23 protein-coding genes, 1 tRNA gene and 1 pseudogene are annotated in these 24,487 nt (G+C 37.0%); 12 read left to right on the plus strand and 13 right to left on the minus strand.

The annotated features are described in order from the left end of the window. The first annotated feature begins 370 nt into the window (after positions 1–370). The 7 genes from D7I46_RS11355 to D7I46_RS11385 all read left to right on the plus strand — a co-directional run bounded on the left by D7I46_RS11355 (position 371) and on the right by D7I46_RS11385 (position 6,324). Positions 371–1,555, plus strand: a complete 1,185-nt coding sequence (locus D7I46_RS11355) for a class I SAM-dependent rRNA methyltransferase (RefSeq protein WP_120772970.1) — start codon at positions 371–373, stop codon at positions 1,553–1,555. Positions 1,556–1,922: 367 nt separating this feature from the next. Further along, complete coding sequence (locus D7I46_RS11360) at positions 1,923–3,845, plus strand: fructose-1,6-bisphosphatase (RefSeq protein WP_120772971.1); 1,923 nt, start codon at positions 1,923–1,925, stop codon at positions 3,843–3,845. A gap of 80 nt (positions 3,846–3,925) precedes the next feature. Next, positions 3,926–4,249, plus strand: coding sequence for a helix-turn-helix domain-containing protein (locus tag D7I46_RS11365; protein WP_120772972.1), 324 nt, complete (start codon positions 3,926–3,928; stop codon positions 4,247–4,249). 12 nt (positions 4,250–4,261) lie between these two features. After that, positions 4,262–4,669: an ImmA/IrrE family metallo-endopeptidase gene (locus D7I46_RS11370; protein WP_120772973.1), complete on the plus strand. Its 408-nt coding sequence runs from the start codon at positions 4,262–4,264 to the stop codon at positions 4,667–4,669. Positions 4,670–4,993: 324 nt separating this feature from the next. After that, positions 4,994–5,512, plus strand: a complete 519-nt coding sequence (locus tag D7I46_RS11375; protein ID WP_120772974.1) for a phage major tail protein, TP901-1 family — start codon at positions 4,994–4,996, stop codon at positions 5,510–5,512. 78 nt (positions 5,513–5,590) lie between these two features. Next, positions 5,591–5,965 carry a tail assembly chaperone gene (locus D7I46_RS11380; RefSeq protein WP_120772975.1) on the plus strand — a complete coding sequence of 125 codons (375 nt, stop codon included), beginning with the start codon at positions 5,591–5,593 and terminating at the stop codon, positions 5,963–5,965. A gap of 47 nt (positions 5,966–6,012) precedes the next feature. Beyond that, complete coding sequence (locus D7I46_RS11385) at positions 6,013–6,324, plus strand: hypothetical protein (protein ID WP_120772976.1); 312 nt, start codon at positions 6,013–6,015, stop codon at positions 6,322–6,324. A 285-nt stretch (positions 6,325–6,609) separates the two neighbouring features. Here the strand turns inward: D7I46_RS11385 and D7I46_RS11390 are convergent. Further along, positions 6,610–6,695 (minus strand) — tRNA-Leu (locus tag D7I46_RS11390). Between the two features lie 125 nt (positions 6,696–6,820). Continuing rightward, a complete protein-coding gene (locus D7I46_RS11395; RefSeq protein ID WP_120772977.1) occupies positions 6,821–8,074 on the minus strand; it encodes a BaiN/RdsA family NAD(P)/FAD-dependent oxidoreductase in 1,254 nt (417 codons plus the stop codon). 322 nt (positions 8,075–8,396) lie between these two features. On the opposite strand from D7I46_RS11395, the gene D7I46_RS11400 reads away from it, so the two are divergent. The 5 genes and pseudogenes from D7I46_RS11400 (at position 8,397) to D7I46_RS11420 (ending at position 14,900) form a co-directional block, all read left to right on the plus strand. Further along, positions 8,397–9,224, plus strand: a complete 828-nt coding sequence (locus D7I46_RS11400) for an NAD(P)H-hydrate dehydratase (RefSeq protein WP_120772978.1) — start codon at positions 8,397–8,399, stop codon at positions 9,222–9,224. Positions 9,225–9,284: 60 nt separating this feature from the next. Further along, the gene (locus tag D7I46_RS11405) at positions 9,285–9,698 is read left to right on the plus strand and encodes a DUF1398 family protein (protein WP_120772979.1); all 414 of its coding nucleotides are present in this window, start codon (positions 9,285–9,287) and stop codon (positions 9,696–9,698) included. A 754-nt stretch (positions 9,699–10,452) separates the two neighbouring features. Further along, a pseudogene (locus tag D7I46_RS11410) lies at positions 10,453–12,257 on the plus strand (ABC transporter ATP-binding protein). Further along, positions 12,254–14,164, plus strand: a complete 1,911-nt coding sequence (locus tag D7I46_RS11415; protein ID WP_120772980.1) for an ABC transporter ATP-binding protein — start codon at positions 12,254–12,256, stop codon at positions 14,162–14,164. The pseudogene D7I46_RS11410 and the gene D7I46_RS11415 overlap by 4 nt, the downstream one beginning before the upstream one ends. Positions 14,165–14,393: 229 nt before the next feature. Next, positions 14,394–14,900, plus strand: a complete 507-nt coding sequence (locus D7I46_RS11420) for a hypothetical protein (protein ID WP_120772981.1) — start codon at positions 14,394–14,396, stop codon at positions 14,898–14,900. A gap of 72 nt (positions 14,901–14,972) precedes the next feature. Here D7I46_RS11420 and D7I46_RS11425 read toward each other — a convergent pair whose 3' ends face one another. The 11 genes from D7I46_RS11425 to D7I46_RS11470 all read right to left on the minus strand — a co-directional run bounded on the left by D7I46_RS11425 (position 14,973) and on the right by D7I46_RS11470 (position 24,474). Next, the gene (locus D7I46_RS11425) at positions 14,973–16,925 is read right to left on the minus strand and encodes an NlpC/P60 family protein (protein ID WP_120772982.1); all 1,953 of its coding nucleotides are present in this window, start codon (positions 16,923–16,925) and stop codon (positions 14,973–14,975) included. Positions 16,926–17,050: 125 nt separating this feature from the next. After that, positions 17,051–18,112 carry a Gfo/Idh/MocA family oxidoreductase gene (locus D7I46_RS11430; protein ID WP_120772983.1) on the minus strand — a complete coding sequence of 354 codons (1,062 nt, stop codon included), beginning with the start codon at positions 18,110–18,112 and terminating at the stop codon, positions 17,051–17,053. A 277-nt stretch (positions 18,113–18,389) separates the two neighbouring features. Continuing rightward, positions 18,390–18,551, minus strand: a complete 162-nt coding sequence (locus tag D7I46_RS13370; RefSeq protein WP_162930897.1) for a hypothetical protein — start codon at positions 18,549–18,551, stop codon at positions 18,390–18,392. A gap of 375 nt (positions 18,552–18,926) precedes the next feature. Then, on the minus strand, positions 18,927–19,403 hold the full coding sequence (locus D7I46_RS11435) for an S-ribosylhomocysteine lyase (protein WP_120772984.1): 477 nt from the start codon (positions 19,401–19,403) through the stop codon (positions 18,927–18,929). A gap of 149 nt (positions 19,404–19,552) precedes the next feature. After that, positions 19,553–20,707: a tyrosine-type recombinase/integrase gene (locus tag D7I46_RS11440; RefSeq protein WP_120772985.1), complete on the minus strand. Its 1,155-nt coding sequence runs from the start codon at positions 20,705–20,707 to the stop codon at positions 19,553–19,555. Positions 20,708–20,779: 72 nt separating this feature from the next. Further along, on the minus strand, positions 20,780–20,977 hold the full coding sequence (locus D7I46_RS11445) for a DNA-binding protein (RefSeq protein WP_120772986.1): 198 nt from the start codon (positions 20,975–20,977) through the stop codon (positions 20,780–20,782). A 10-nt stretch (positions 20,978–20,987) separates the two neighbouring features. Beyond that, positions 20,988–21,581, minus strand: a complete 594-nt coding sequence (locus tag D7I46_RS11450) for a replication protein (RefSeq protein ID WP_120773367.1) — start codon at positions 21,579–21,581, stop codon at positions 20,988–20,990. 194 nt (positions 21,582–21,775) lie between these two features. Continuing rightward, the gene (locus D7I46_RS11455) at positions 21,776–22,270 is read right to left on the minus strand and encodes a hypothetical protein (protein WP_240424437.1); all 495 of its coding nucleotides are present in this window, start codon (positions 22,268–22,270) and stop codon (positions 21,776–21,778) included. 104 nt (positions 22,271–22,374) lie between these two features. Continuing rightward, positions 22,375–23,451 (minus strand): ATP-binding protein, encoded by a 1,077-nt coding sequence (locus D7I46_RS11460; RefSeq protein WP_120772988.1) that lies wholly within the window; start codon positions 23,449–23,451, stop codon positions 22,375–22,377. Then, entirely contained in the window at positions 23,451–23,768 is a 318-nt protein-coding gene (locus D7I46_RS11465; protein ID WP_120772989.1) for a hypothetical protein, read from the minus strand. The genes D7I46_RS11460 and D7I46_RS11465 overlap by 1 nt, the downstream gene beginning before the upstream one ends. Positions 23,769–24,012: 244 nt before the next feature. After that, positions 24,013–24,474, minus strand: coding sequence for a hypothetical protein (locus D7I46_RS11470; protein WP_120772990.1), 462 nt, complete (start codon positions 24,472–24,474; stop codon positions 24,013–24,015). Positions 24,475–24,487: the final 13 nt, after the last annotated feature.

Here is a 24,487-nt window from a genome sequence, read left to right on the forward strand (position 1 = left end):
GACTCTGTCAGTACTGACAGAGTTTTTTTGTTTGGTTATCCTTGTTGCATATAGGTTAGAACCTGTTTTTGAGTGGAAGGCACATTTTGTAGTTGAGCCTGCTTGCTTAGAACGTGGGAAAAGTGTATTTATTTTTCTTTTTCCATGCCTATGGTGCTCCGCTGTCTGTTGGCTTATGTTTTTAGTGCAAAGAGTCAAGTCATTTTTTATCATTTCGTGCTAATCGTACTCATATCTTGATATAATTGAGTTCGCAACACCAGAAACTCTGAGAAAAGATAAAATGGAACCTGCTCTACGAGCAGAACCACATTTTTCTATTTCTCTCCGCTTCTTGACGGTGTTGCTCATATCTTGATATAATGAAATCATGGAAAAAATTACAGTAACAAAGCAAGCGGTAAAGAAGTTACGAGCGGGTTATCCATTGCTTGTAAAAGAGGATTTGACGCTTGATATAGAAGAAGATCGTTTTGTGCAATTTTTTGATGGGCAACAACATTTTCTTGGAACAGGATATTTATCAAAGCAAAATAAGGGTGTAGGGTGGCTTTTAACCGCCGATAATATCAAGATTGATCATCATTTCTATGTAGAAAAATTTGTAGCAGCACGTAGTTTAAGAGCAACATTTTTTCAAGACGAGTTGACGACTGCTTTTCGTTTGTTCAATGGTGAGGGAGATGGCATTGGTGGTGTGACTGTTGATTTTTATGCGGGTTACGCTGTTTTTTCTTGGTACAATGCCTTCATTTTTGCCCAAAAAAAAGCAATTTTATCTGCTTTTAAAGTTGTTTTCCCTGAGATAATAGGAATTTATGAAAAAATAAGATTTGTCAGTACTGACAAAAATTCTGTCAGTAAAGAAAGTAGCTTTGTTAGTGGGAAAGAAGCGTCAGAGCCTCTGCTTGTCAAAGAAAATGGGGTAATGTATGCGACTTATCTCAATGAAGGGCTGATGACAGGGATTTTCCTTGACCAGAAAAATGTTCGGGCCGAACTTGTAAATGGTTTGGCCGCAGGTAAAACTCTACTCAATATGTTTAGTTATACTGGTGCGTTTTCCGTAGCGGCGGCTTTTGGAGGGAGTGCCCAGACGACTTCTGTGGATTTGGCGAAGCGTTCGCTTGAAAAGACCCGTGAGCAATTTTTAGTCAATGGAATTGAGCCGGAAACGCAGAAAATCTATGTGATGGACGTGTTTGGCTATTTCAACTACGCGAAGAAAAAACAGCTTTCTTATGATGTTATCGTCCTCGACCCACCTAGCTTTGCAAGGAATGGGAAGAAAACTTTTTCGGTTGCCAAAAACTATGGCGAATTGGTGGCATCATCTGTGGAGATTTTGGCGACAAATGGGCTACTCATTGCCTCAACCAACGCTGCTAATGTAACAGACAAGAAATTTCGTCAAATGGTAGAGCAGGCGCTAAAAAATAAGGGCGTGAGTTTCACGATTTTTCAGGAAGAAAAACTTCCTTCTGATTTCCATGTTGCAAAGGAGTTTCCAGAGGGAAATTATTTGAAAGTTCTGTTTATTAATATAAAAAAATAATCTTTTACGATTTATATCACGATAAAGAAAACTTGTCAGCATACTGACAGGTTTTTATTTACTGATAGAATAGTTTCTCTTGAATTTAGAGGATATCTATTTTAATTTCTCCCAAAAAATGAGTAGAAAACTCATTTTGACAGGAATTGAGCTTAATCTTTAAAAAATTTGTCCACAAATAAATATTGTATGTACCAATTTTTATTGTAAAATCAACATTGTAACCGCTTTACTATATGTTTTAGATGTGATAAAATGCAAAGATAGTCTTAAAAATGAGTCTGAAATAGTCTATCTCTAATTTTTCTATAAAATTAAAGATAAACAAGTATAAGAATAGGAGAAATGAGCAATATCTTGCTTTGTTATGGATGAAAAATATTATAAACTATTGAAACAACAATTTTCCTCAAAAGAAGCGGTGCTGACAGAAATCATTAATTTGAATGCAATTTGCGAATTACCAAAAGCAACAGAGCATTTTGTTAGTGATTTACATGGCGAATACGATGCATTTAATCATGTTTTGCGTAATGGTTCAGGAAGTATCAAGGAAAAATTAAGAGAAAGTTTCCCAACATTCACTTCCAAACAAATCTCTGAACTTGCAACCCTGATTTATTATCCACAAGAAAAACTTGACTGTGAACAAGCAAAGCATTCAAAGGCATCCTTTGCAGAATATTGTCAGCAAAATCTTCTCTACTTACTAAAAACAGCAAAATTTGTAGGAAGGAAATATACGCGTTCTAAAGTTCGTAAAGCATTACCAGAAAAATTTCGGTATATTTTAGAAGAACTTGTGAGCGAAGTCGACTCAACGACAGATAAACAAGAATATTTTGATTCTATTGTTCAAAAGCTACAGGATTTAGGTGAGTTGCCAAACTTGATTGTTGCTTTAGCAGATACAATTCGCAGATTAACAGTTGACCATCTTCACGTCGTAGGAGATATTTATGACAGAGGCCCTTACCCTGATAAAATCATTGACAGACTGATGAAAATGCCATCAGTAGATGTTCAATGGGGAAATCATGATATTGTCTGGATGGCAGCTTTTGCAGGCTCTCCTCTTGCGATGATGAATGTGATTCGGATTTGCGCGCGCTATGGCAATCTGGACATTCTTGAAGAGCGCTATGGCATAAGTTTGAGAAGTTTGCTAGAGTATGCTGATTATTATTACCAACCAAGTGAGGCCTTCCATCCACGACTCACAGACGGTGTGCGACTCTCTCATGAAGAAAATGATTTACTTAATAAACTACAACAAGCCACAGCAATCTTACAGTTCAAACTCGAAAGTCAACTGATTGCCCGCAGACCTGACTTCAATCTTGACCATCGTAATGTGCTTCATTTCATCAATTTTGAACAAAAAAGTATTCAAATAAATGGTAAAAAATACAATTTGATAGATTTTCAAGCCCCGACAATCAACCTAGAAAATCCGTCAGTACTGACAGAAGAAGAAAAATCAATTTTAAATCACTTGTTGAAAAATTTTCAATCCTCAGACAAGCTCAAACGTCATGTTGATTTTCTTCAAGAAAAAGGTTCAATGTACCTACGTTATAATGGCAACTTACTCATTCATGGCTGTTTGCCTCTCCATGAAAATGGGGATTTTAAATCTTTTCGAGTTGAACAACAATCCTACTCAGGACAATCTTTGTTGGATTTCTTTGATAAACACGTAAGAAATTGTCTTGCCCACCCAGAAGAATCAGAAGACTTATCCACAGACTTGATGTGGTATTTATGGATAGGAGAATGCTCATCTCTTTTTGGAAAAGTAGCAATGACAACCTTTGAACGCTATTATATCGCAGATAAAACAACACACATTGAGAAGAAAAATCCCTATTATCAACTTCGTGAAAATCCAGAGATTATCTCAAGAATCTTAGAAAATTTTGACCTCCATCAAGAAGGACACCTTATCAATGGGCATACTCCGATTAAAGAAAAAAATGGTGAGAATCCGATTAAAGCAGGAGGAAAACTAATTGTCATTGATGGTGGATTTTCAAAACCCTATCAAAAAGAAACAGGAATTGCTGGCTACACTTTGCTTTATAACAGTTATGGTATCCAGCTTGTCGCCCATCAACCCTTTTCAACAATAAAGGCCGCTGTAGAGCAAGGGAGTGACATCATGAGCGTAAAGCGATTAGTTGAACAAGTTGCCAAACGAAAAAGAGTAAAAGACACCAATATCGGTCAACAGCTCTTGAAAAATATTGAAGATTTAGAATATCTATTTGAACACTATGAAAAATATTAAATAAAAAGCAAACAACTAAGAATATTGACTAATGTTATTCTTTGTGATAGGATTAGATAAAAAGATGATAAGGAGAAATCATGACCCTATTTGAAAGAATAAAACTCCTAGCAGAGCAAAAAAGAATCAGTTTACGTACAGTTGCGATTGAGCTTGGTTTAGGAGAAAACTATCTCTATTCATTAAAAAACAAAAAGCCAAATGCAGATAATCTTGAAAAGATTGCAGATTACTTTAATACAACGACAGATTATCTTTTAGGAAGAGAGTCAGTCACTGATGAGGATTTAGAAACAAAAATTGATCATGCAGTTATGTTTGGTGGCAAGCCCCTTGATGATAGTGACAGAAAGATGTTTAAAGAACTTTTACACACCTATCTTAATAATAAACCTCAGAAATAAGTGGGGAACGCGATGGAGTATAACGCACTTATTAAAGAGTTAGGCGTAGAAGTCATCCTCTTTTATCCAACCAACCCCGAAAGCCAAACCGATGGGATATATTTTCCAGATGATAAGATTATTTTTGTCAATGGAATGTTAGCGGAAATTGAACGTGAAAATATTATTTTACATGAGTTGGGACACTTGATAAGCGGGCATTACCGTTATGACTGCCAGCCTGACATGATTCATGTCGGAGAAGAAAATCAGGCTGACCGATATATGGTAAAATCTAGAGCAGAGCAATATCTTGAAAGTTTTGACGACAAACCTGATTATGTTGACATTCATGGTTTTCTCACTCTTTTTCATATCAAACCAAGCCTTTATGATATGGCAGACTCAGTTTTTCGACAACTCCTAAATTATTCTAATTAATAAAAATAACGCTGATACTTCGATATTACAGCGTTTTTTCTATGATTTAAGATAAAAAATATAATTATTTTTATCAAAAAGAGTATTTTTCTCTTGACAATAACTATTAAAAAGAGTAATATGAATTCATAAGTTAAAATAATTTAGAAAACAACGATATTTAACAAATCAAGGGTGAAGTCTACCTGCTATCTACTAATTAGAATAATTTATTAATAAAAAACGTTGCAAAAGAATAATTTTAACTTATTAAATAGTCAGAGTGACAGTGCGCACGACTCAGACGATGAATACTATAAAAAATACAAATAGGAGAAATAACACATGGCAGATACAACAACACCGGTACAAATTGAGGGAAAGCGCGTCGTTTATCTTTATCGTCTTTATTCAGATCGGTTGACAGTAGGCGCTTCTGCATTAGCTTTTCAAACAGAAAATGAACACACTATCTCAGCCGATAGTGACATTACTGCTACGAAAGATGGAAATCTTGTTAAAACAAAACCAGTTTCAGAAGAAATTACAGCCACTTCTCTTCTTGCGACTCACAGTCCCTTGATTCAAAAATTTAAAGATGCTGTCCGTTCAGGAGAAACTGTTGAAATTTGGGAGATTAATCTTGATGAACCAACAGCAGACGGTGAAAAATATGAAGCAGAGTATTTCCAAGCAATCATGACAGAATTCACGCTCAAGACAAATGCTGAAGATATTGCTGAAGTTGATACAAAATTTGCAGTCAATGGTGCTGGAAAATCAGGGGAGGCAACCCTATCAGCTGAAAACCAAGCTATTGTAGACTATATCTTCCAAGATACCACAGTAACAAATCCAGCTTAATATAAAAACTTCCTCTGTATCTAGAACAGGAAAATACAGAGGAAGAATTATTTTTTATCACTCACAAAGGAGAAAAAAATGGAACTCGAAATCAATAATAAAATGTATGAATTTAATTTTGGTATGGCATTTTTACGTGATATCAACAAAAAAATCGAAGCACCAATTGAAGCAGGTTCTGCTATCAAGCAGCAAATCGGTCTGAAATATTATCTTAGCTTACTCCTTGATGGTGACTTGACAGCATTAGTAGATGTCTTAGAGGTTGCCAATCGTGCTTGTAGTCCAAGATTATCAGTAAAGGATTTAGACAAATTTATTGATAATGAAGCAGATACAGAGCAACTTTTTGAACAGGTATTAGGGGGTTTAGGGACAGCGAATGCTACCAAGAAGGTAATGAATCAAGTACAGCAAGTGGTAGCCAAGGCTCAAAACAAATCGACAAACTAGAAGATTTTTACGAAGCAGTCGCGAAAAACTGCTTTCGATTTTTTGGGATGACGGATTGGTCACAGATCAATCGTTTGACATTAAAGCAATATCGAATCATGACAGAGGCGCTAAAACTTAGACAAATTGATGAAGAATTTGCAGCACATCGTGAGGCTTATCTTGGATTTGTCGTAAAAGCTGAGCGTCAAGTTGGCAAATATAAAACTAAAGCTGTCTATGATAAGTTTGAAAAATTTTACGATTATAAAGCACAAATCGCTAAAGTGGGAGGAGAGTTTCAAAGTGAGGATAACTCACAAATGCAGACGATTAAAGAGCGTTTCAGAGAGTATATAAAAAAGAAAAAGACAGAATAAAAAAGTTTAGTTCTTTTATCACTTATAGATAACTTTTATGTAAAAGTTATTATCAAAAAATTAGAAAATAAAATGAGCGTAAAGTGTTCAATGATGAATGAAATAACAATAAGAATGATGAGAATAGTGCAATCAAAGAAGCAACAAATGTATTAGAAGGATTTAATAAACAATATAGTAGCAATTTCATTAAAAAATGAGAAAAATCTTAAAGGGACAACATATTGGACAGGTGATTAGCTACTAAAAAGCACTTGGATAATTCCAAGTGCTTTTTTATCTTAGTGCGGTGGGCGGGACTTGAACCCGCACCAAGAATTTTCTCGACAGGATCCTTAATCCTGCGCGTCTGCCAATTCCGCCACCACCGCAAAACAGTACCTTAATATAGTACCATTTCCTCGCATATTGTGCAAGTGCCAGCTGTATGTGGGATTCATACATTTTATAAAAGTATACCTCGTTCACAAAAGAGTTTGCACGAATGCAATTTTCGCTAATCTATATTTTCTGCACTATGAAAGCCCGCAACCCAGCCAGTGACGAAGGCGCAGGTGATGTTATAGCCACCAGTATAACCATTGATATCAAGGAGTTCTCCTGTTAGGAATAAGCCTGCTGTGAGTTTACTTTCCATCGTTTTCGGATTGATTTCTTTAAGACGAACACCACCACCAGTGACAAAGGATTTTTCGATGGGAAAAGTTTGAGCAATCTTAATCGATAAATTTTTGAAAAGGTCAACAAGTTTTTCGATTTGCTTTTCTGTCAGTATTCTGACAGGTAGTTCGGAGGATATTTCGGCTTTTTGGAGAATGAAAATTAGCATACGTTCTTGTGTCAATGCTGATAACGCATTTTTTATAGATTTATCAGATGTTGTAAGTAGCGATAGCTCGTGCTTTAGCTGGCTGGTACTTTTATTTGGAAATTGATCCAATTTTACAGTAACAAAAGGCTCCTCTTTAGCTAAAAGTTGATTAATAAAGCTTGAACAACGTAAAGCTGCGGGACCACTTAAACCAAAATGAGTGAAAAGCAAGTCATGTTGATGGCTTACAACAGTCTTTCCTTTGGCGTTGAGGACTGAAAGTGAAACTTCTCGTAAAGAAATCCCTTGAAGTGCCTTATCTAAAATAAATGTTTCATTAGAAATTAATGCAGATTCTGTGGCATAAAGATGAGAAATGCTATGTCTAGCAGATTTGGCTAAACGATAGCCATCTCCAGTTGAACCCGTGGAAGGATAAGCCCGCCCACCTGTTGATAAGATAATATTTGGTGCAAAAAAATCATCAGAGATAGTAGAAACACCAGTAACAGCAGCATTGTCGAGCAAAAGCTGGGTCACCGTTTGGTTGGGGAAATAACTGATATGCAAACTAAGAATTTTGTTAAACAGGGCATCTACAATGGTTTTTGATTTGTCGGTTGTAGGGAACATTCGCCCATGGTCTTCTTCTTTTAATTTTACGCCAGTATTTTCGAAGAATTCAATGATGTTTTGATTAGAAAATTGAGAAAAGGCGGAATAGAGAAAACGCCCGTTCCCTGGAACATTGGACAAAATTTCTTCAACTGAGCGTGAGTTAGTGACATTACAACGTCCACCGCCCGTCATCAGCAGTTTTTTTCCGACTTTTTTATTTTTGTCAATGAGCGCAACTTTACAACCTTTTTGTGCTGCAGAGATTGCTGCCATCATACCTGATGGGCCAGCGCCAACAACGATTACATCAAATTTTTTCATGTTAAAATTATATCATGAAAACTGATAAATTTGCTTAGAGATTAACGATATAAGTTTTTATAATATATTAATTCCATTTTAAAATCCAGTAAGATTTCATACGTCAGGTGCCCATTTGTTCTAAGTTGCTAAAGCAACAGGGAGAAATGGCTTGCTCTATCTCCAGTTTGATAGTGTATTAGGTGCTACTTTGCATTACGAAGTTAGACTGTAATGTCAATCTGGTGGTGGTTTTTATAACGAACAAGCTATAGTTTTTGTTGAAAATATTTTTTGTCAGTGATGTCAAACTTTTGTTTGGATTTCATGATATAATGAAGATATGATTGAACTGACAGAAAAAAGCTTGAGAAATGTGATTGTCAAAAGACCACGAAATTCGCATAAAGGTAGTTTTGGGCGCGTGGTGATTGTCGGTGGAAATGCTGAGTATGGTGGTGCTGCGATATTAGCAACGACAGCAGCTGTCTATGCAGGTAGCGGTTTGGTTACAGTAGCTTGCCACTTGTCCAATCATACGGCGTTGCACGCACGACTTCCGGAGGCGATGGTCGTTGATTTTGATGATTTACCAACGCTGACAGAGGCTCTGAGTACTGCTGATGTGGTTGTCATTGGCTGTGGATTGGGCTTGGAACGTCTGGATTTACTGACAGAAGTTTTGTCAGCACTGACAGGCACTCAAAAGCTAGTCATTGACGGGTCAGCAATCACACTTTTTTCTGAAAATAATCTAAAACTTAGATTTCCCCAGAATACAATTTTTACACCGCATGAGATGGAGTTACAACGGCTATCAGGACTAAAAATTGGCTGTCAGTATGCTGACAGAGTGCAAAAGTTTGTTAATCAGCTCGGGGCAACGGTGGTCGCAAAATCATCAGAAACAAAAATTTTCTCGCCAAGTCAAGAAATATATTTTCTGACCATTGGAACGCCAGCTCAAGCGACAGGAGGAATGGGCGATACTTTAGCGGGAATGATTAGTGGTTTTTTGGCGCAATTTCATGGAGAAGTCCGTGAAACTGTAGCAGCAGCAACTTATTTGCACAGCTTCATTGCCCAGGACTTAGCGGCTTCACAATATGTCGTACTACCAAGTCAAATTATTGAGCAATTGCCTAAAATGATGAAACGTTTTGAGTGCTGAGTGACTGTAAAAATTTAACAGTATATGAGCGACAAACTTCACATATCAAAGGAGAAAAATATGAATGCAGTAGAATTGGTACAACAAGCGATGCAGAAAGCAGAAGCGATTCGTCCTAAAGTAGGTGGTTTTCCCTATTTAGCGGAGTGTTTGAGGCAAGCAGGTGTACTAAAAAATGTTTGGACTTTGCCTTGCGCGCAGAGTAGTTTTTGGACAGTAAAGGGTGCGATTGCGGTAACAGATGTGCCTTTGATTACAGGGGCTTACGAAGTTCCTCCTTTTGATGAAACGGCATTGATTAAAGCTTTGAGAATTGACCAAGCAGGGGAGACAACGCTTGGGGAATTTTTGCGAGCAGCATGGGAAGCAGGAGTGACTTATTACGTTGTTGATTTTACACAACGTACAGTAACCTACCACGGTGCTTTTGGTGAGAGCTATACTGAAGCTTATCCAGAAGTAAACATTGAATAACACAAAAAAGTTGTTGATGGAGTTTTGTCAGCAACTTTTTTAGCACTATTTTGCTCGAAAAATGCTATAATATTTTTTATGAACTAATAATACTAGAAAAAATACTACTGAACGTAGTTTTGGAAGGAGAATCGAGTTCGTTCTGCGATCATTAGTAGTGTTTGCAGCCTATTTATAACATTTCATCATATATTTCGAGATATGAGGTCTAAAAAGACTCTGGGCCAGTCGCAAGTTTTGCGTAAGGGCTTGATACATTGCATCAAGGCTGTGGATAAGAAAAGGCTTCATTTTTTCCCGTTGCAAGGCACGCACTTTGTGCGCTGTTCTGCGAATGGTTTACATTCGTTTCATTCACTAACACTGTGCGCTTGTTTAGTAAGCGAGCTTGCATCTTCGCTTCGCTCCGCTGTCGATTTCACTAACCGACTAAAGTCGGAAGTTCAAATCGCAAGCCAGCAAAGCTGGCAAGACGAAATGGTAAGAGCAAAAGGCAGTATTACCTGCGGTTCAATTACTGCATCTGTTAACGCAGATTTAGAGGTGAACTAATATGACTTTATCTTTTATGATTTTACCATTTGGTAATGATGGATAACATAGCGAGTGGAATGAATGGAGAAAGTTTTCAAAATGGCGCATGAAATACGTGTTTTGGCGCTGTTTTTCCGAATTAGTTGATAACTTTCTACAATGATAGGGTAGGACTGTTGTATGGGGAATAAAAATACTTGGACGAACTCACATCTTAATTATGCTTAATATTGGACGACGGTATTTAAATTTTTGGCCGGTATTTTTGGCGCTTTTTTTGTTGGTTATTCAAGTGGTAACTAACCTTTGGCTGCCAACAATTACGGCGGATATCATTAATTTGGGTATTGCAAAATCAGATATGCACTATATTTGGTCAATGGGAGGCGTGATGCTTGTGGTCGCGCTCTTGAGCTGGGTAACTGCGGTGGGCAATGTTTATTTTGCTTCAAAGGAATCGCAAGGCGCAGGTAAAAAATTACGTCAAGATTTGTTTAAAAAAGTTCTCTTTATGGATGAGCGAAATTTTCAAGAATTGGGTGATGCCACATTGATTACGCGAACAACAAATGACGTCACTCAGCTACAAAATGTCTTTCAGACCATGCTGCGTATGATGTTGATGGCACCTATGATGCTGATTGGCTCTATTTTTATGGCTTGGAAATTATCACATGATTTGATGCTTGTTTTCTTGATTTCATTGCCAATCTTGACTTTAGCCGTGGTAGTAAATATGGCAATTGCTGTGCCACGTTTCAGGACAATGCAAAAGAAAATTGATAAAATCAATTTAATTTTCCAACAAGGACTGACTGGGGTACGTGTTATTCGTGCTTTTAATCGAGATGATTATGAAGTTGAAAAATTTGATACTGCCAATCGTGATTTGACACATACCAGTCGTGTTGTTTTGACGACGATTGCGATGTTATCACCCATTATGACGGTCATTCTGAGTTTCACAAACATTGGGATTGTCTGGTTTGGCGCACAATTGCTTGGCCAAAATAGGATGGAGATGGGGTCCTTAGTTGCATTTTTGACCTATGCCACCCAAATTTTGATGAGCTTTATGCAACTCTCAGCGGTAGCTGTCATGGTACCGCGTGCTCAGGTTTCTGCTACGCGTGTTCGGGAAGTTTTGGAACTTTTTGATCGTATTAATGACCCTGTCAGTACTGACAAAAATGTTAGCAGTACTGATAGAAGTCTAAAACTGGAAAAAGTAAGTTTTAAATTTGATGAGGCAGAACGAAATGCATTGACAGACCTATCTGTAAATGTGACAGAAGGTCAGACGCTTGCAATCATTGGTGGTACGGGTCTGGTAAATCAACCTTGTTAAATTTGATTGCAAGATTGATTGATGTGACGAAAGGAGCGATTCGCCTTGATGACATTGATATTCGAGAAATGCCTCAACACGAACTTCATAGCAAAGTCGCAATGACACAACAAAAAGCAGTGCTATTTTCAGGAACTGTGCGTTCAAACCTGTATTTTGGAAAGTCAGATGCAACAGAGTCAGAAATGTGGCAAGCACTTGAAATTGCACAGGCTGCTGATTTTGTGCGCGAACAAGGCGGTCTTGATATGACCGTTGAGCAAAATGGTGCAAACTTTAGTGGAGGTCAGCGTCAACGCTTGTCTATCGCTAGAAGTTTAATCAAAAATGCAGAAGTTTATCTATTTGATGATTCTTTTTCAGCGCTGGATTTTGCGACGGATAGCAAGTTACGACAAGCCATTAATCAATCGGAACGACATAAAAATAAAATTAAAATCATCGTTGCACAGCGGATTGCGACGGTAATGAATGCAGAGCAAATTTTAGTTTTGGAAAACGGGCGTGCTGTAGGATTGGGTACACATGAAAGTTTGTCAAAAAGTTGTTCACAATATCAGGAAATTATGCGTTCCCAATTATCTGACCAAGACCTCGAAAAAATGGGTATCCAATTGCAAGGCTGGGGGCAACAAGAGATGTCTATTGAATCAGCGAAAGGAGGGGATAGCCTATGATGCGTGGAAATTATATGAATCGTGGTGGAGGTGGAGCAGAGCGGTTCAAAAAAGTAAGACGAGCTGAAAATTTCTGGCCGACAATCGTTCGTTTATTCAAATATATGCGTCGTGATATGTGGGGCGTGATTTTCTCTATGGTGATTGCTGCCGTCTCGGTGATTTTGTCTGTTCAGGCGCCAAAAATTCTTGGGAATGCGACAACCGTCATCTTTAACGGAGTGACAACGAGTTTAAAGCTCGATCAATCTATCCATATTGATATGGCAAAGGTTGAGTCTATCTTGCTTTATGTTGCTGTGATTTATGTGATTAGTTTTATTTCGGGTGTTTTGCAACAGAGCATTATGACAAGGATTTCTCAACGGACGGTTTATGCGCTCAGACGTGAGTTTAAGGAAAAAATGAGAAAATTGCCAGTGAGTTATTATGATACGCATAATAATGGTGATATCATGAGTCGGATGATTAATGATATGGACAATATCTCAGGAACTTTAAATCAGACACTGATTCAGCTTGTGACTTCAGTTTTACAATTTGTCGGAACGATTTATTTTATGTTGACCATTTCTTGGCAGTTGGCTTTGGTTGCTTTCATCACGGTTCCACTGGCAATGATTACTGTAAGAATCGTCGCTCCAATGTCACAAAAATATTTTGCTGAACAACAAAAAAATCTTGGACTTTTGAATGACCAAATCGAAGAAAATTATGCTGGACATACCGTCGTCAAAACTTTTAATCATGAAGAAGAAACTTTGGCGCGTTTTGCTAAACAAAATGATGATTTTTATCAAACGGCTTGGCGCGCACAATTTGTTTCGACTTTGATTTATCCAACGATGAGGTTTATTAATAACTTGGATTATTTGGCGATGGCTGTCATTGGTGGGGTTAAGGTGGTTTCAGGTACGGTAAATTTGGGAGATGTCCAAGCCATGCTTCAATATACCAATCAATTTTCACAACCTATCACAAATATTTCAAATATGCTTAATACAATTCAGGCAACAGTAGCTTCTGCCGAGCGTATTTTTGAAGTCTTGGACGAAGAAGAACTGACAGAAAACGTAGATTCTCTTGTCATCTCCACTGACGCTTCGAATGTCGATACTCGCTATACCGCTGAATCGATAAGTCGTAGTCGCAGTACGCTGACAGAGTCAAAAAATGCTGACAGTTTTATCAGTTTTGACAAAGTAGCATTTTCTTATAATGAAAATCAACCTTTGATGACTAATGTCAATATTGAAGTAAAAAATGGTGAAATGGTGGCTATCGTTGGACCTACGGGTGCGGGTAAAACCACAATGATTAATTTACTTGAGCGTTTTTACGATACGACATCTGGAGAAATTTTACTTGAAGGCAGAAATATCCGTGAGATGAAGCGAGAAAATCTAAGAAATCGAATGGCAATGGTACTTCAGGAAACTTGGTTATTCAATGGGACAATCATGGATAATCTGCGTTATGGTAGGCTTGATGCGACTGATAAAGAAGTGATTGCTGCTTCCAAGATGGCTTATGCAGATGAATTTATTACTACTCTTCCTCAAGGTTATCAGACCGTTTTAAACGAAGAAGCGACAAATATTTCGCAAGGTCAACGGCAGCTCTTGACGATTGCACGTGCATTTCTGGCTAATCCTGAAATATTGATTCTTGATGAGGCGACGAGTTCAGTTGATACGCGGACAGAACGTTTGATTCAAAACGCCATGAATCGCCTGCTCAAAGGGCGTACAAGCTTTGTTGTTGCTCACCGTTTATCGACCATTCGAGATAGCGACCAGATCTTAGTCATGAATCATGGAAATATCGTAGAAAAGGGCAATCACGAGCAACTTCTTAACCGCGGAGGCATGTATGCTGACTTATATAACTCACAATTTGCTCAATAATGAAAAATGAAAGCCTGTCAACTCAATGCACCTAAGCGAAGCATTGAATCGGCGAACGAAAGACTTGTCAGCGTAGCTGAAAAGTCTGTCAGTATACTGACAGACTTTTTTTCATATGATTTCTTTCCAAAAGTGAAACATAGTATAATATAATTATGAGATTTATATTAAAATAAAATTAAGGACTCATCATTATATGAGTTCAACTCTTGAATGAAAGGAGAAACGAATGTTTGCAGGTTCTTACAAAATTATTGACGGAAAAACTCAGCTGACAAGACTTGGTATTTTTGGTTCAATCGTTAGTTTCATGATGTTGAGCTTGATGATTCAATGGCCTTTACTACAGGCAGAAAGTCAATTTTCAGCTTTTAGCCAATTTATGCTCTGGACGGCGCCAGTGTTGGTTCCATTGCTTTTGTCAGGTATTTACTTTGTGATTGCAAAATGGCGCTCAACTCATAATAAAACGAGCTATAGTTATGGTGTAGCTTATCATTGGACGTTAGCCAGTCTTTTACCTGTCGCTGCACTTGTCTCGCTCGCAGAATATTTTGCAATTGAAGCCCTTCCTACGGCGGTCGTTCATGCCACTGGACTCATCGTTGCCTTAACCGTTTATGGAATGTTACTTTTGAGTCGTAGAGCAATGATGAAGCACAGTCGAGTATTACTCTTTACCTATGGTTTCTATGCTTTAGCCGCAGCACTACAAGTTGTACTATTTGTAGCTTAAAAAATGTCATAAAAACTCTGTCAGTATACTGACAGAGTTTTTATTTGCTGACAAAGGTTAATAATTTTTCATTTATGAAACGGTACGAATTACGGTACCAGGATAATTAAATACTTGTTTCCAAGTCATTTTGAAACTGGGATGGTAATCACTTAAGCGATTAATACCAACCCCACCAGTGGGAGATGAGGGAGAATCATGCAGAAAGAATCCATCACCTAAATAAATCACGACATGACTATCATCTGGGCGGAAAAGAATAATTAAATCGCCACGTTTGATTTTTGCCCAAGTACTTGAGTATCCTTTAGTAGCAAGAGACCAAGTGTTTGTCCAGGCTTGATTATCAATTGTTTTTCCTCCAAGATGATACATCCAGGAAGTAAAACTAGAGCAGTCAAAATGATTTCCAGCAATAGAGGATGCGGTTCTTCCGCCACCCCAGCAATAAGAGCTTTTTCCTATCAAAGAAATTCCATGTGAAATTGTAGATTCAATGATTCGATTTGTTCCTTTTAATTTTGGAGAATAATTATTCATATAATCAAAATAGGCAGTTGAAGCATCAGCATTGGTAAGGTATGCTTTTGTGGTTTTTCCAGGAGCAGTGCTTCCTTTTCGAACGAGTTGAATCTTAATAGATTCCATACGTGCAGAAATTGCTGAAGTTCCAGCATTTTCACCATTATGCGTCCAGTCCAGCCAACCAAAAGATTGAACTTGTGTTTGATAATAAACATCAAAATATTTGGATATATCCCCAGTTAAAGAAATGGAAATAGCCTCAATCCGTAACGCTTTCCCAGTTGTTCCAGCAGTAGCACCGTTTGAAACCATGCTTTGCCAACCGATCCTTTGTACGTGTGCTTTATATTGAATGCTTCCAGATAATCCTTGAGGAACGTTAGAAAGAGAAACCCTAATTCCTTCCATACGCAACGCTTTTCCCACAGTTCCAGAGATAGTTCCATTAGTTACAGAATTTTGCCAACCAATATTCTGTATATGTGCTTGATAGTTTACCGAAGGTTGGTATAAATAAGGAAAATTAACTGCCTTTAAGTTGGAAGGTGCAGGAGCAGTATTTTTCACAAGTACTATCTCAATAGCCTCAATTCTTAAAGACATACCAGTACTACCAGAGACGGCACCGTTTTTAGCCCATGCCATCCAGCCAATGTTTTGAACATGAACACGATAGTAGACATCATACTGCTCAGCGATAGGTCCAGTCAGATGCATTTTTATCGCTTCCATTCGTAGACTTTTCCCAGTAGTTCCAGATTGCTGTCCGTTACTTACTTCATTTTGCCAACCGGAGTTTTGGACATAGACGTTGTATGAGATTCCTCCTTGAAGTCCTGTATTAGTTGTACTCAGTGTAGCTTTCAAAGCTTCGGCACGAAGGGAGCGACCAGTAGTTCCGGCAAGAGTGCCATTTGATACGGGAGATTGCCAGCCGATACTTTGTATTTGAGCTTGATAATTGATATTTGGAGCTAGAGCAGTCACTGTAATTGTAGCTGTTTTGCTTAGATTACCATTGGTTACTGTTAAAGTATAAGTTCCTGGATTAGAAGTATCAACGTTTTCTGAATACTGTACTTGATCAGCTGAAAGAGTATTTCCTGAAGCATCTGTAGCTGATACGAATACTTGCTCAGGTAAAAAAGAACTTCCTGCATTGCAGCTAACGTCTTGGACTACTAGGCTTGTTTCGTCTTGTGATTGAGGAGTCGTTGTACTTTCATCCGATGATGAACTACCAGCTAATGAAGGTGTTGTAGCTCCACTATCTGTAGCACTTGAACTTTCTTCGGTTGGAGCGTTTTGTGTGGATGCTAGACTACTAGAATGGTTTGTTGAGTCAGGAGTGGCGTTTGTACCTATGTTTGTTACTGAAGTAACTGTATCCGCACTATTGTTTGATATAGAATCTGTTGTTATAGTGCCTGCAAACGTTTGGAATGGAATTATTAAAAGCACTATTAACATAAAAAATAAAAATATTTTTCTTTGACTCATTGAAATTCCTCTCTATTAAGTTTTGATTAAGTTTATATATACGATTTTATCATACTTTCTTTAATAGCACATATAAAAAGAAGCGATTAACTTGAAATCCCTTCTTTTTGTATTAATATTTTTATTTATTTTTTAAACCCATTTTCCAGCGTGGCGATAACTGACAAGATTTGTTCATCGCTGACTAATTTGTCAGCACCATTGATAATGCTCTCATAAGCAGTGTCGTAAACACGTCCATAATCACCAGTAACAGTTGGAATATGTTTTACGATACGGTCACCATTAGTATTATAATAAGTCAGTAATCCAAAATCAGCTGGAGTATCACAACCAAAACCGTCAACTCCTGGCATTATACCAACCTTAAGGTCATTTTCTTGTTGGTCAACATCATTTTTAACAAAAGTTCCGCGTGTGCCGTAAACAATCCATTTTGGATGTGAGAGAGCTGCAACTTCAGTTGCAGCAACGGTTGCACGAAGTTTAGGATACATAAGATTGACAGAAAAATAGTCATCTACACTGTCATAATCTCTGGTTGCTCTAATGTCGTATTGCACAGATTCAGGAGTGCCAAAAAGTGAAATCATTTGGTCAACCATATGAACGCCATGACCATACCAAGCACCATCAAAATTTTCACCTTCACTAAAATCATTAGGGCGGTAATGGTCCATATTGACCGTGATATCTACTAAATCACCTAAGTAACCTGTTTCAATCACTTTTTTAACTGTCAAAAAATCACTATCGAAACGACGGTTTTGAAAAGGCATGAAGAAAAGATTTTTCTCATTAGCAATATTAATCAGTTCCTTAGCTTCTTCAACTGTTTCCACCAAAGGTTTATCACACAATACATTTTTTCCACCAAGCAAAAGTTGTTTTGCTGTGTCATAATGTGCAAAAGCAGGCGTTACAACAACAGCGAGGTCAATAGACTCATCATTGATAATATCATTGATATCTGTGCTAAAGATAGTTCCTGTGGCTTCTAGTTCAGCTTGTTCAGGACGTTTTCCGAGTGTTCGATTGACGACACGAGCGATAGTCATGTTATCACGCGTTTTTACATAAGGGATATGATAGCGATTTGTTGACTTTCCAAAGCCGACATAGGCAATATTAAGCTTTTTTTCATAATAAGATGTGAGATGTGGGTGCCCATACGAGTTCACCTTCATTCTACTTAGTAGAATGAAGGTGAAGTGCAATACTGCCTTGCGACGAAAGAGAAAAGCGTAGCCTTTCTTATTCGCAGCCTTGATGCAATGCCTCATCTTCCGTTATCCATTCGCTCCAAACCAGCAGAGCTGTCAAGGCGAAATGGTAAGCGCAAGAGATGGTTTGCGTCTTACGCAAACTTTAACAGTATTAGAAGTCATTAAAATTAGGAAAATGTAGTTCTGAGCAGAACTCAGATTCCATTTTATCTATTTTTATGATTTCTAACCCTCAAACTCAATTCCTTTCTTTCTTGGACTCTATTTTTTTACGTAATGCTTCGATTTTTGCTTGAGTGGCGTTTTGAGTATTAATCCCTTTTCCACCCTCTGTCGAGTATTTTTCATGAAACTTTCCGACAGCTTTTTGACCTTTATAGTCAAGTTGATATTTTCCCATTTAATAAAAGTCCTCTCACTTCCAAAAACTTAATGAATAATTTTGTGACCAATTTTGCTGAATAATTTTCATTATAAATTGGACGTTTAGAGTCGTATGCCACATCAAAACTTGCGGAAGGTTTCCCATTGATTGCGTGCCTGCAAGTTTTTTCCCTACAAAATGAAAACGTTGGAGTGGCGACTTTGAAACTGTTTCTCAAAATTGAATTTTTCCAAACTGTGACTATGGATTTTCAGTTAAAAAATCAATTTCGGAAGGGCTCAGACTAATGTAGACATCCTCAGCTTATGCTCAGTAAAGCTGTGCGGTCAATGTACCGACTATTTTAACTGTGGAGCGTAGTCTTAAACTGTTCATATACTTCTTGAGTGGTTAGATCACTTTACGCTCAAATGGATTTGTTGAAATTCCTTCAGCGAGTATTTTTTTTGCCCATTCTTGTGCACCGAAAAGTGAATGATTTTTGTAATTTCCACATTCTTTCTCAGCTACGCCTGGGACATTATCCCAACCAAATTCAGGACTTGCAAGTTCTTCAAGAGAGGACTTGATGACAACAGCGATTTCTTCTGTTGAATGTTCTCCCCACATAATCATGTGAAAACCAGTTTGACAACCAAAAGGTGAAAAGTCAATCATACCATCAATGCGGTCGCGAATTAAACTTGCCATGCTGTGTTCGATTGTATGCAGAGCTGCCATACCAATGACGTTGGCATTGGGTTGAACGAAACGGACGTCAAAGTTAGTAATGATATCACCCTTAGGTCCTGTCTCGCTGCCGATGAGGCGCACATAAGGTGCGAGTACTTTTGTGTGGTCGAGTTGAAAAGATTCTACTTCTGCCATTTAAAATTCTCCATTTCTTTATTTTACATTATACTTCATAAAGCTTATAATATCAAGCTTTATAAGTGTTTTTGTTAGTTTTATATTTCATCAAAAATCATCATTTTTAACTGAAAAATTGTGCTTTTTATTGTGCCTAGAATATACTTTTAAGCAATTCGGGGTAAATTATTTAAAACCTTTACAGCTTGTTGTTTTTGAGATGAAATTAAGTGGGTATAAATCTCACTTGTAGTTCGTGGACTAGAATGTCCAACTCTATCCATGATTACTTTTTGGGGAACACCTGCAAGAACAAGAAGTGTGATGTGAGAATGTCGCAACATATGGGTTGAGAAGTATTTTGGATTCTTTGCCATTCCACCATAATCTCCAACTTTTTTCATGAACTTATTTAGTGCACTATTTGGAAAAGGTTGCTTATGGATAGTTGGAAATACGAAATTACAATCTGATTTGGTTTTCATCTCTTCCAAAATTTCTGCAGTACGTTCATCTATTGCAATATGACGAACAGATTGAATATTTTTGGTTGGACCGACTTTTCCAAGATTTATTTGCCAACTTTGACGAATATAAACGTCACGCATTAGAATGTCTACGTTTTTCCATTCAAGTGCTGCCGCTTCTCCATATCTACAACCAGTCAAAAAGATAAATTGTAATAAGAGTAAACGTCTGAGTCCCATTTCCCGATGATAAGAAGAACGTAAATTCTGTATATAACATTTTGCTGAATCTACAAATTCATTAAATTCATCAACTGTAAAGAATTTTAAATCATGTTTTTCTTTCTGTTCAATAGTTTGTTTAATTTTTGGTATTCTAATACGTTGCGCTTCATTTACATCAATATATCGCATAGCAAAAGCAAAGTCAAAGAATTGTATCAAGTGACGTTTGAACTCTCTTCGAGTATGTGGCTTATCAAAGAAATTCACAAACTTTTGAAGTTCAATGCTAGTCACTGATTTTATTCTTTTTCCTCCAAAATCAAAATCATTTAAAAATGTGTCAAACTTTTGTTTTTCACGTAAAGCATAGCTATCAGCAATTTCTTGCTTTCTTGTATTCCAATAAATTTCAAAAACTTGAGATACAGTTGCATTGTGAAAAATGTCAAGTGCTTCACGTTCAGCAGCAAGTTTTTTCTCAATCCTCTGAGTGATTAAATTTTTAGCTTGTCTTTGACTTTGTGCGCTAGCAGTTTCTAATGTTACAGTTACTTGCTTGCGTTTTCCACTTAAAGTTTTATAAGTATCGAAAAATTTAACCTTTCCATTTGGTAATTTTTTATTATACATTTTGTTTAATCCTTCATATAGTAAAAGGCAAAACAGGTAGTTTTATTATACCATATTCCGCCTTAGCTGCTTTTAACGTTGTTCTTGTTTCCAACGAAGATATTTCTCATAACCTATCGGGTCAATCAGAACACGTTTTACCGTTGGGTTGATAATATAGTTAGAAAACTTGGACAAACGTCGCATAGCTGTTAAATCATTTCCAAGTGTTCCTTTATTTACGGAAAAGTACTCAGAAATCTCATCTTTAGTCATAAATTTTTTTATCAATTATTATCCCCTATTTATCTGTGATATTTTTTGAAGCTTTTCGTCTTGGATTATAACGGCGGGAGTCAAGAAATTTTGCAAAAAAATAGGTTTTATCTATTACCAAGTTTAGTAGCAAGTAGTTGTTTGCTCTTGCAAAATAAATCAACTCTTCAAATTCTGTAATGTCATTCTTTTCAATAAGATCAATGACTTCGTTCAGAAATTCATCTGAAGCTTGCTCGCAAAGAAATTTATCTAATTCAAATCCTGCTCCAGATTCCATGTCTTCAATGTTATAGGGTGTTTTATCTGGGTTCTCTGCATGTGTGAAGTAATCAAACATGCCTTTTGGGCTCATGACCACCTCGATGTGTGATGGGCTATTTAATTTATCTTGTAAAAGTTCCGAGACTTGACTATAACTTTTCAAAGTTTCAAAGAATAGTGCCCCGTGCTTATGAGACTTTTTGAACTCGCCAGTGGAGCGATTCACGTCTTTGTCATGCCATGGGCTGAGGACAAAAGGAACATGTAATTCTTCAAGTATATCAAGATAATCTTTAGGCGCAGATTCTTGGTAGATGAGAAACGCCCATTTATTAGTACGCTGTTCTTTTTTGATTTTTTTTGTCATATTTTATTACCTTTCTATCTATCAGGAGGATTTATTGAGATTTTCGGAGTTTTTATTTCATTGATGTGATTATTGATTATTGAACTAATGGGGGTCGTAGTCACCCCATTAGTTCAATAATGTAAAATAATATAAAAGTGGTGCTTCGCCTCTTGCGTTGCAAGGCGAGCACCACTTTTATATTATCTTTTAGTACCAGTAAACCAAAGCTGATTTTTAGCACGTTCAGGGGTTGAGAAGATGTAATCAGGATTACGACTTGAAATTTCTTCTCTCAGTAATTCTTCCATTTCTTTTAGGATTTTTTGAGCTTGCTGCGAGTGTGGAATTTTGAAAAACACAAGTACTCGATCTTCTGTAATATCTACCACTGATTTTTTTACTGCTCGGTTAAAATCATGATAAATTGGATTGACAGTTATTTTTGACTGTGGTTCACGAAATGTTTTATCAATGCGTTCACTTTGTGAGGCAAATCGTCTTAAGCTGAAAGTTTCGATGATAGATTTAAAATAATTTGATAATGCATCTTTTTTTAAACGTGAGATGATTTCAAATACTATGGAAAACATAAGTAAAAGAATCAAGGGAACGGTTGCCATGACAATTGAATCATGAAGTTTTTCAAAATAATCAGGAATCTTGCTCAATGGAGAAAAATTTCTTAAAGTTCCCATTTTTGAAGCGAATACTCCAGATAATAAAACAAGGAATAAACCCAAAATTGAGCACATAAACAGATTTAAGTTAAAATTGAATGTTTTGATGAAGTACGTTTTTTTCATAAGATACCTTTTCTAGTATAATAGGTGGGAATCAAAAGAGGTAACACCTGGTAGGGATGCTCATTATCAATGATTTGAATGAGGCCTGTACCTTTGCCATTGGGGATAACGATACCTTCGGTATTTAAATCAGGAAATAAGAATTGAACGGTCTTACTATTGATGTTTCCGATTTGCATAAGTACGTTTAACTGCTCACGTACACTGACAGGTATTGAGTGATAATCAAATCGTTGGCTGACAAGTAACATATGAACTTTTGTAGCTCTACCTAGAAGGGCAATTTGAGAAAGAAGTGAGAAGAAGGACTCTTTAATTGCTTTATTCACACCCTCAGAAATAGAGAGAACTTCATCAATAACTATTGTTAAATGAGTGAAATGATGTTCAGGATTCTCGTATAGAATCGCTTGGCGTTGATTGATGAGATTCAAACTTTTGGAAAGTGCTTCATTGAGTTCAGAAACAAAGTCGGATTTACTGCGATTCATTTCTGGGTGTATTACTTTCACATCATTGACTTTTGCCCAACGCGAGGGAGTGTCAAACTTTGGGTCAATTACAATCAAATCTGAGATGGGTTTGAGCACTGTTAGAAAGTACGTCAAAGCATAAGATTTTCCACTTCCAGAATTCCCCGCAATTGCAATGCTAGTTACCTTATCGTAATCAATGGAGAGATTTTCCATGAGGGGGATTCTTGTTCCACTTTGTGAAGAGGCGAATTGTTCTAAATTTGAAATAATGAGCCGTTTTGAAATTCCTATTTTCCACGGAAAGAACAAGGCACGTTGAACGTGAATATCATCGGTATTAAGTGGGACAAAATAAGCGGAGGTTTGCTTTAACAAAGTGTAGCGTGGATAAAGAGATGCACTGGCGATTAGGAAAATCTTCTGATACAATTCGTCATCAATGACGTAGCCTGCTGGCAAGCGAGGGATAAAATAAAATCCCTCTGTCTTTATCTTAACATCGAAAGAATTCGTATAGCTTGTTTCTCCTTGCATTTGTGATCCGAGCGCCATGTTTAAACTTTGGAGAATGTAGAGATTGAGTTGTGAGTCTGTCATTATTTGAACTCTTTTATTCCATCTGCCTTGAAATAGACATTATAAGATACTTCCACAGCTTGAAGGTTAATAAACTCCACCACTGACAAATAGGGTGGAAGTTGAACTTCATTAGAAAATTTGACTTCAAAAGGAGGCAAACCAACCTGTGTAAACCACGCTTTATAAGCGATAATTTCCCCTGTTGGCTTCTTATCCTCAAATTTTTGTTGGGGAGTAAGTGAATCAGAAATAGAATGAACAGGCTTGCTCTTATCTAAGATGGAATGAGCGAGTGATGATGAGTAACCATCTTGACGACGTGTATTAAATTTCATGTGTAGGATTCCTTTCTAGAATCTAAATAGTAGTGTGTGACTGCTCGATTTATATCCTGAGCTGGATTTATTTTACTTTCTTATCTATCAGGAGAAATAAATCGAAATTTCGGAGATTTTTATAAAAGAACTTCCTTTGACATATTTTTCTAAACTATTTTATGTTAAAATGATCAAATAAAAGGCAGAAACGCTCCATACGTAAAAAAGCCAATTAAGAGGTGAGTCCTAATTGGCTTTAGTTTTATTTTACAAGTGATTGAAGATGTGTAAATATCTTCACAAAGTGTTTCTTAACTGTTTTATCACTCATTTGAATCCCTTTGGTAAGGAGAGTCTCGGATAATTCTTTCCAATTTTGATGATTGGGATAAAATCCAGATTCTTGATACGTTGTAAAGATAATGAAATCAATAGGTTTCAGAGTCTCTAAAGCTGCTTCTAACCTATCCTTATGCTCATTCTGCTTTTCCTTAGCCATCAAAGCCTCCTCTGGATTTAAGTCGCTACTGGTTAGAAAATCTTCTAGCTCGTTCGATTTGGTTATTCCGACTTTGTAGTTTGTACTATGTACATGATGATAGCGAAGCTTACGCTGATGATTTGCTTCAATTTTTTTAGCTAATGCTTCAGAAGCTTTTGTATTAACATTTTGTGCGGTTTCAACAATTTCTTTGTAAAGCTTCTCTAAAGCTTTAGCATCCAAGAGTTGCGTTTTT

The sequence above is a fragment of the Lactococcus allomyrinae genome (genome assembly GCF_003627095.1).
Taxonomy (GTDB): Bacteria; Bacillota; Bacilli; order Lactobacillales; family Streptococcaceae; genus Lactococcus; species Lactococcus allomyrinae.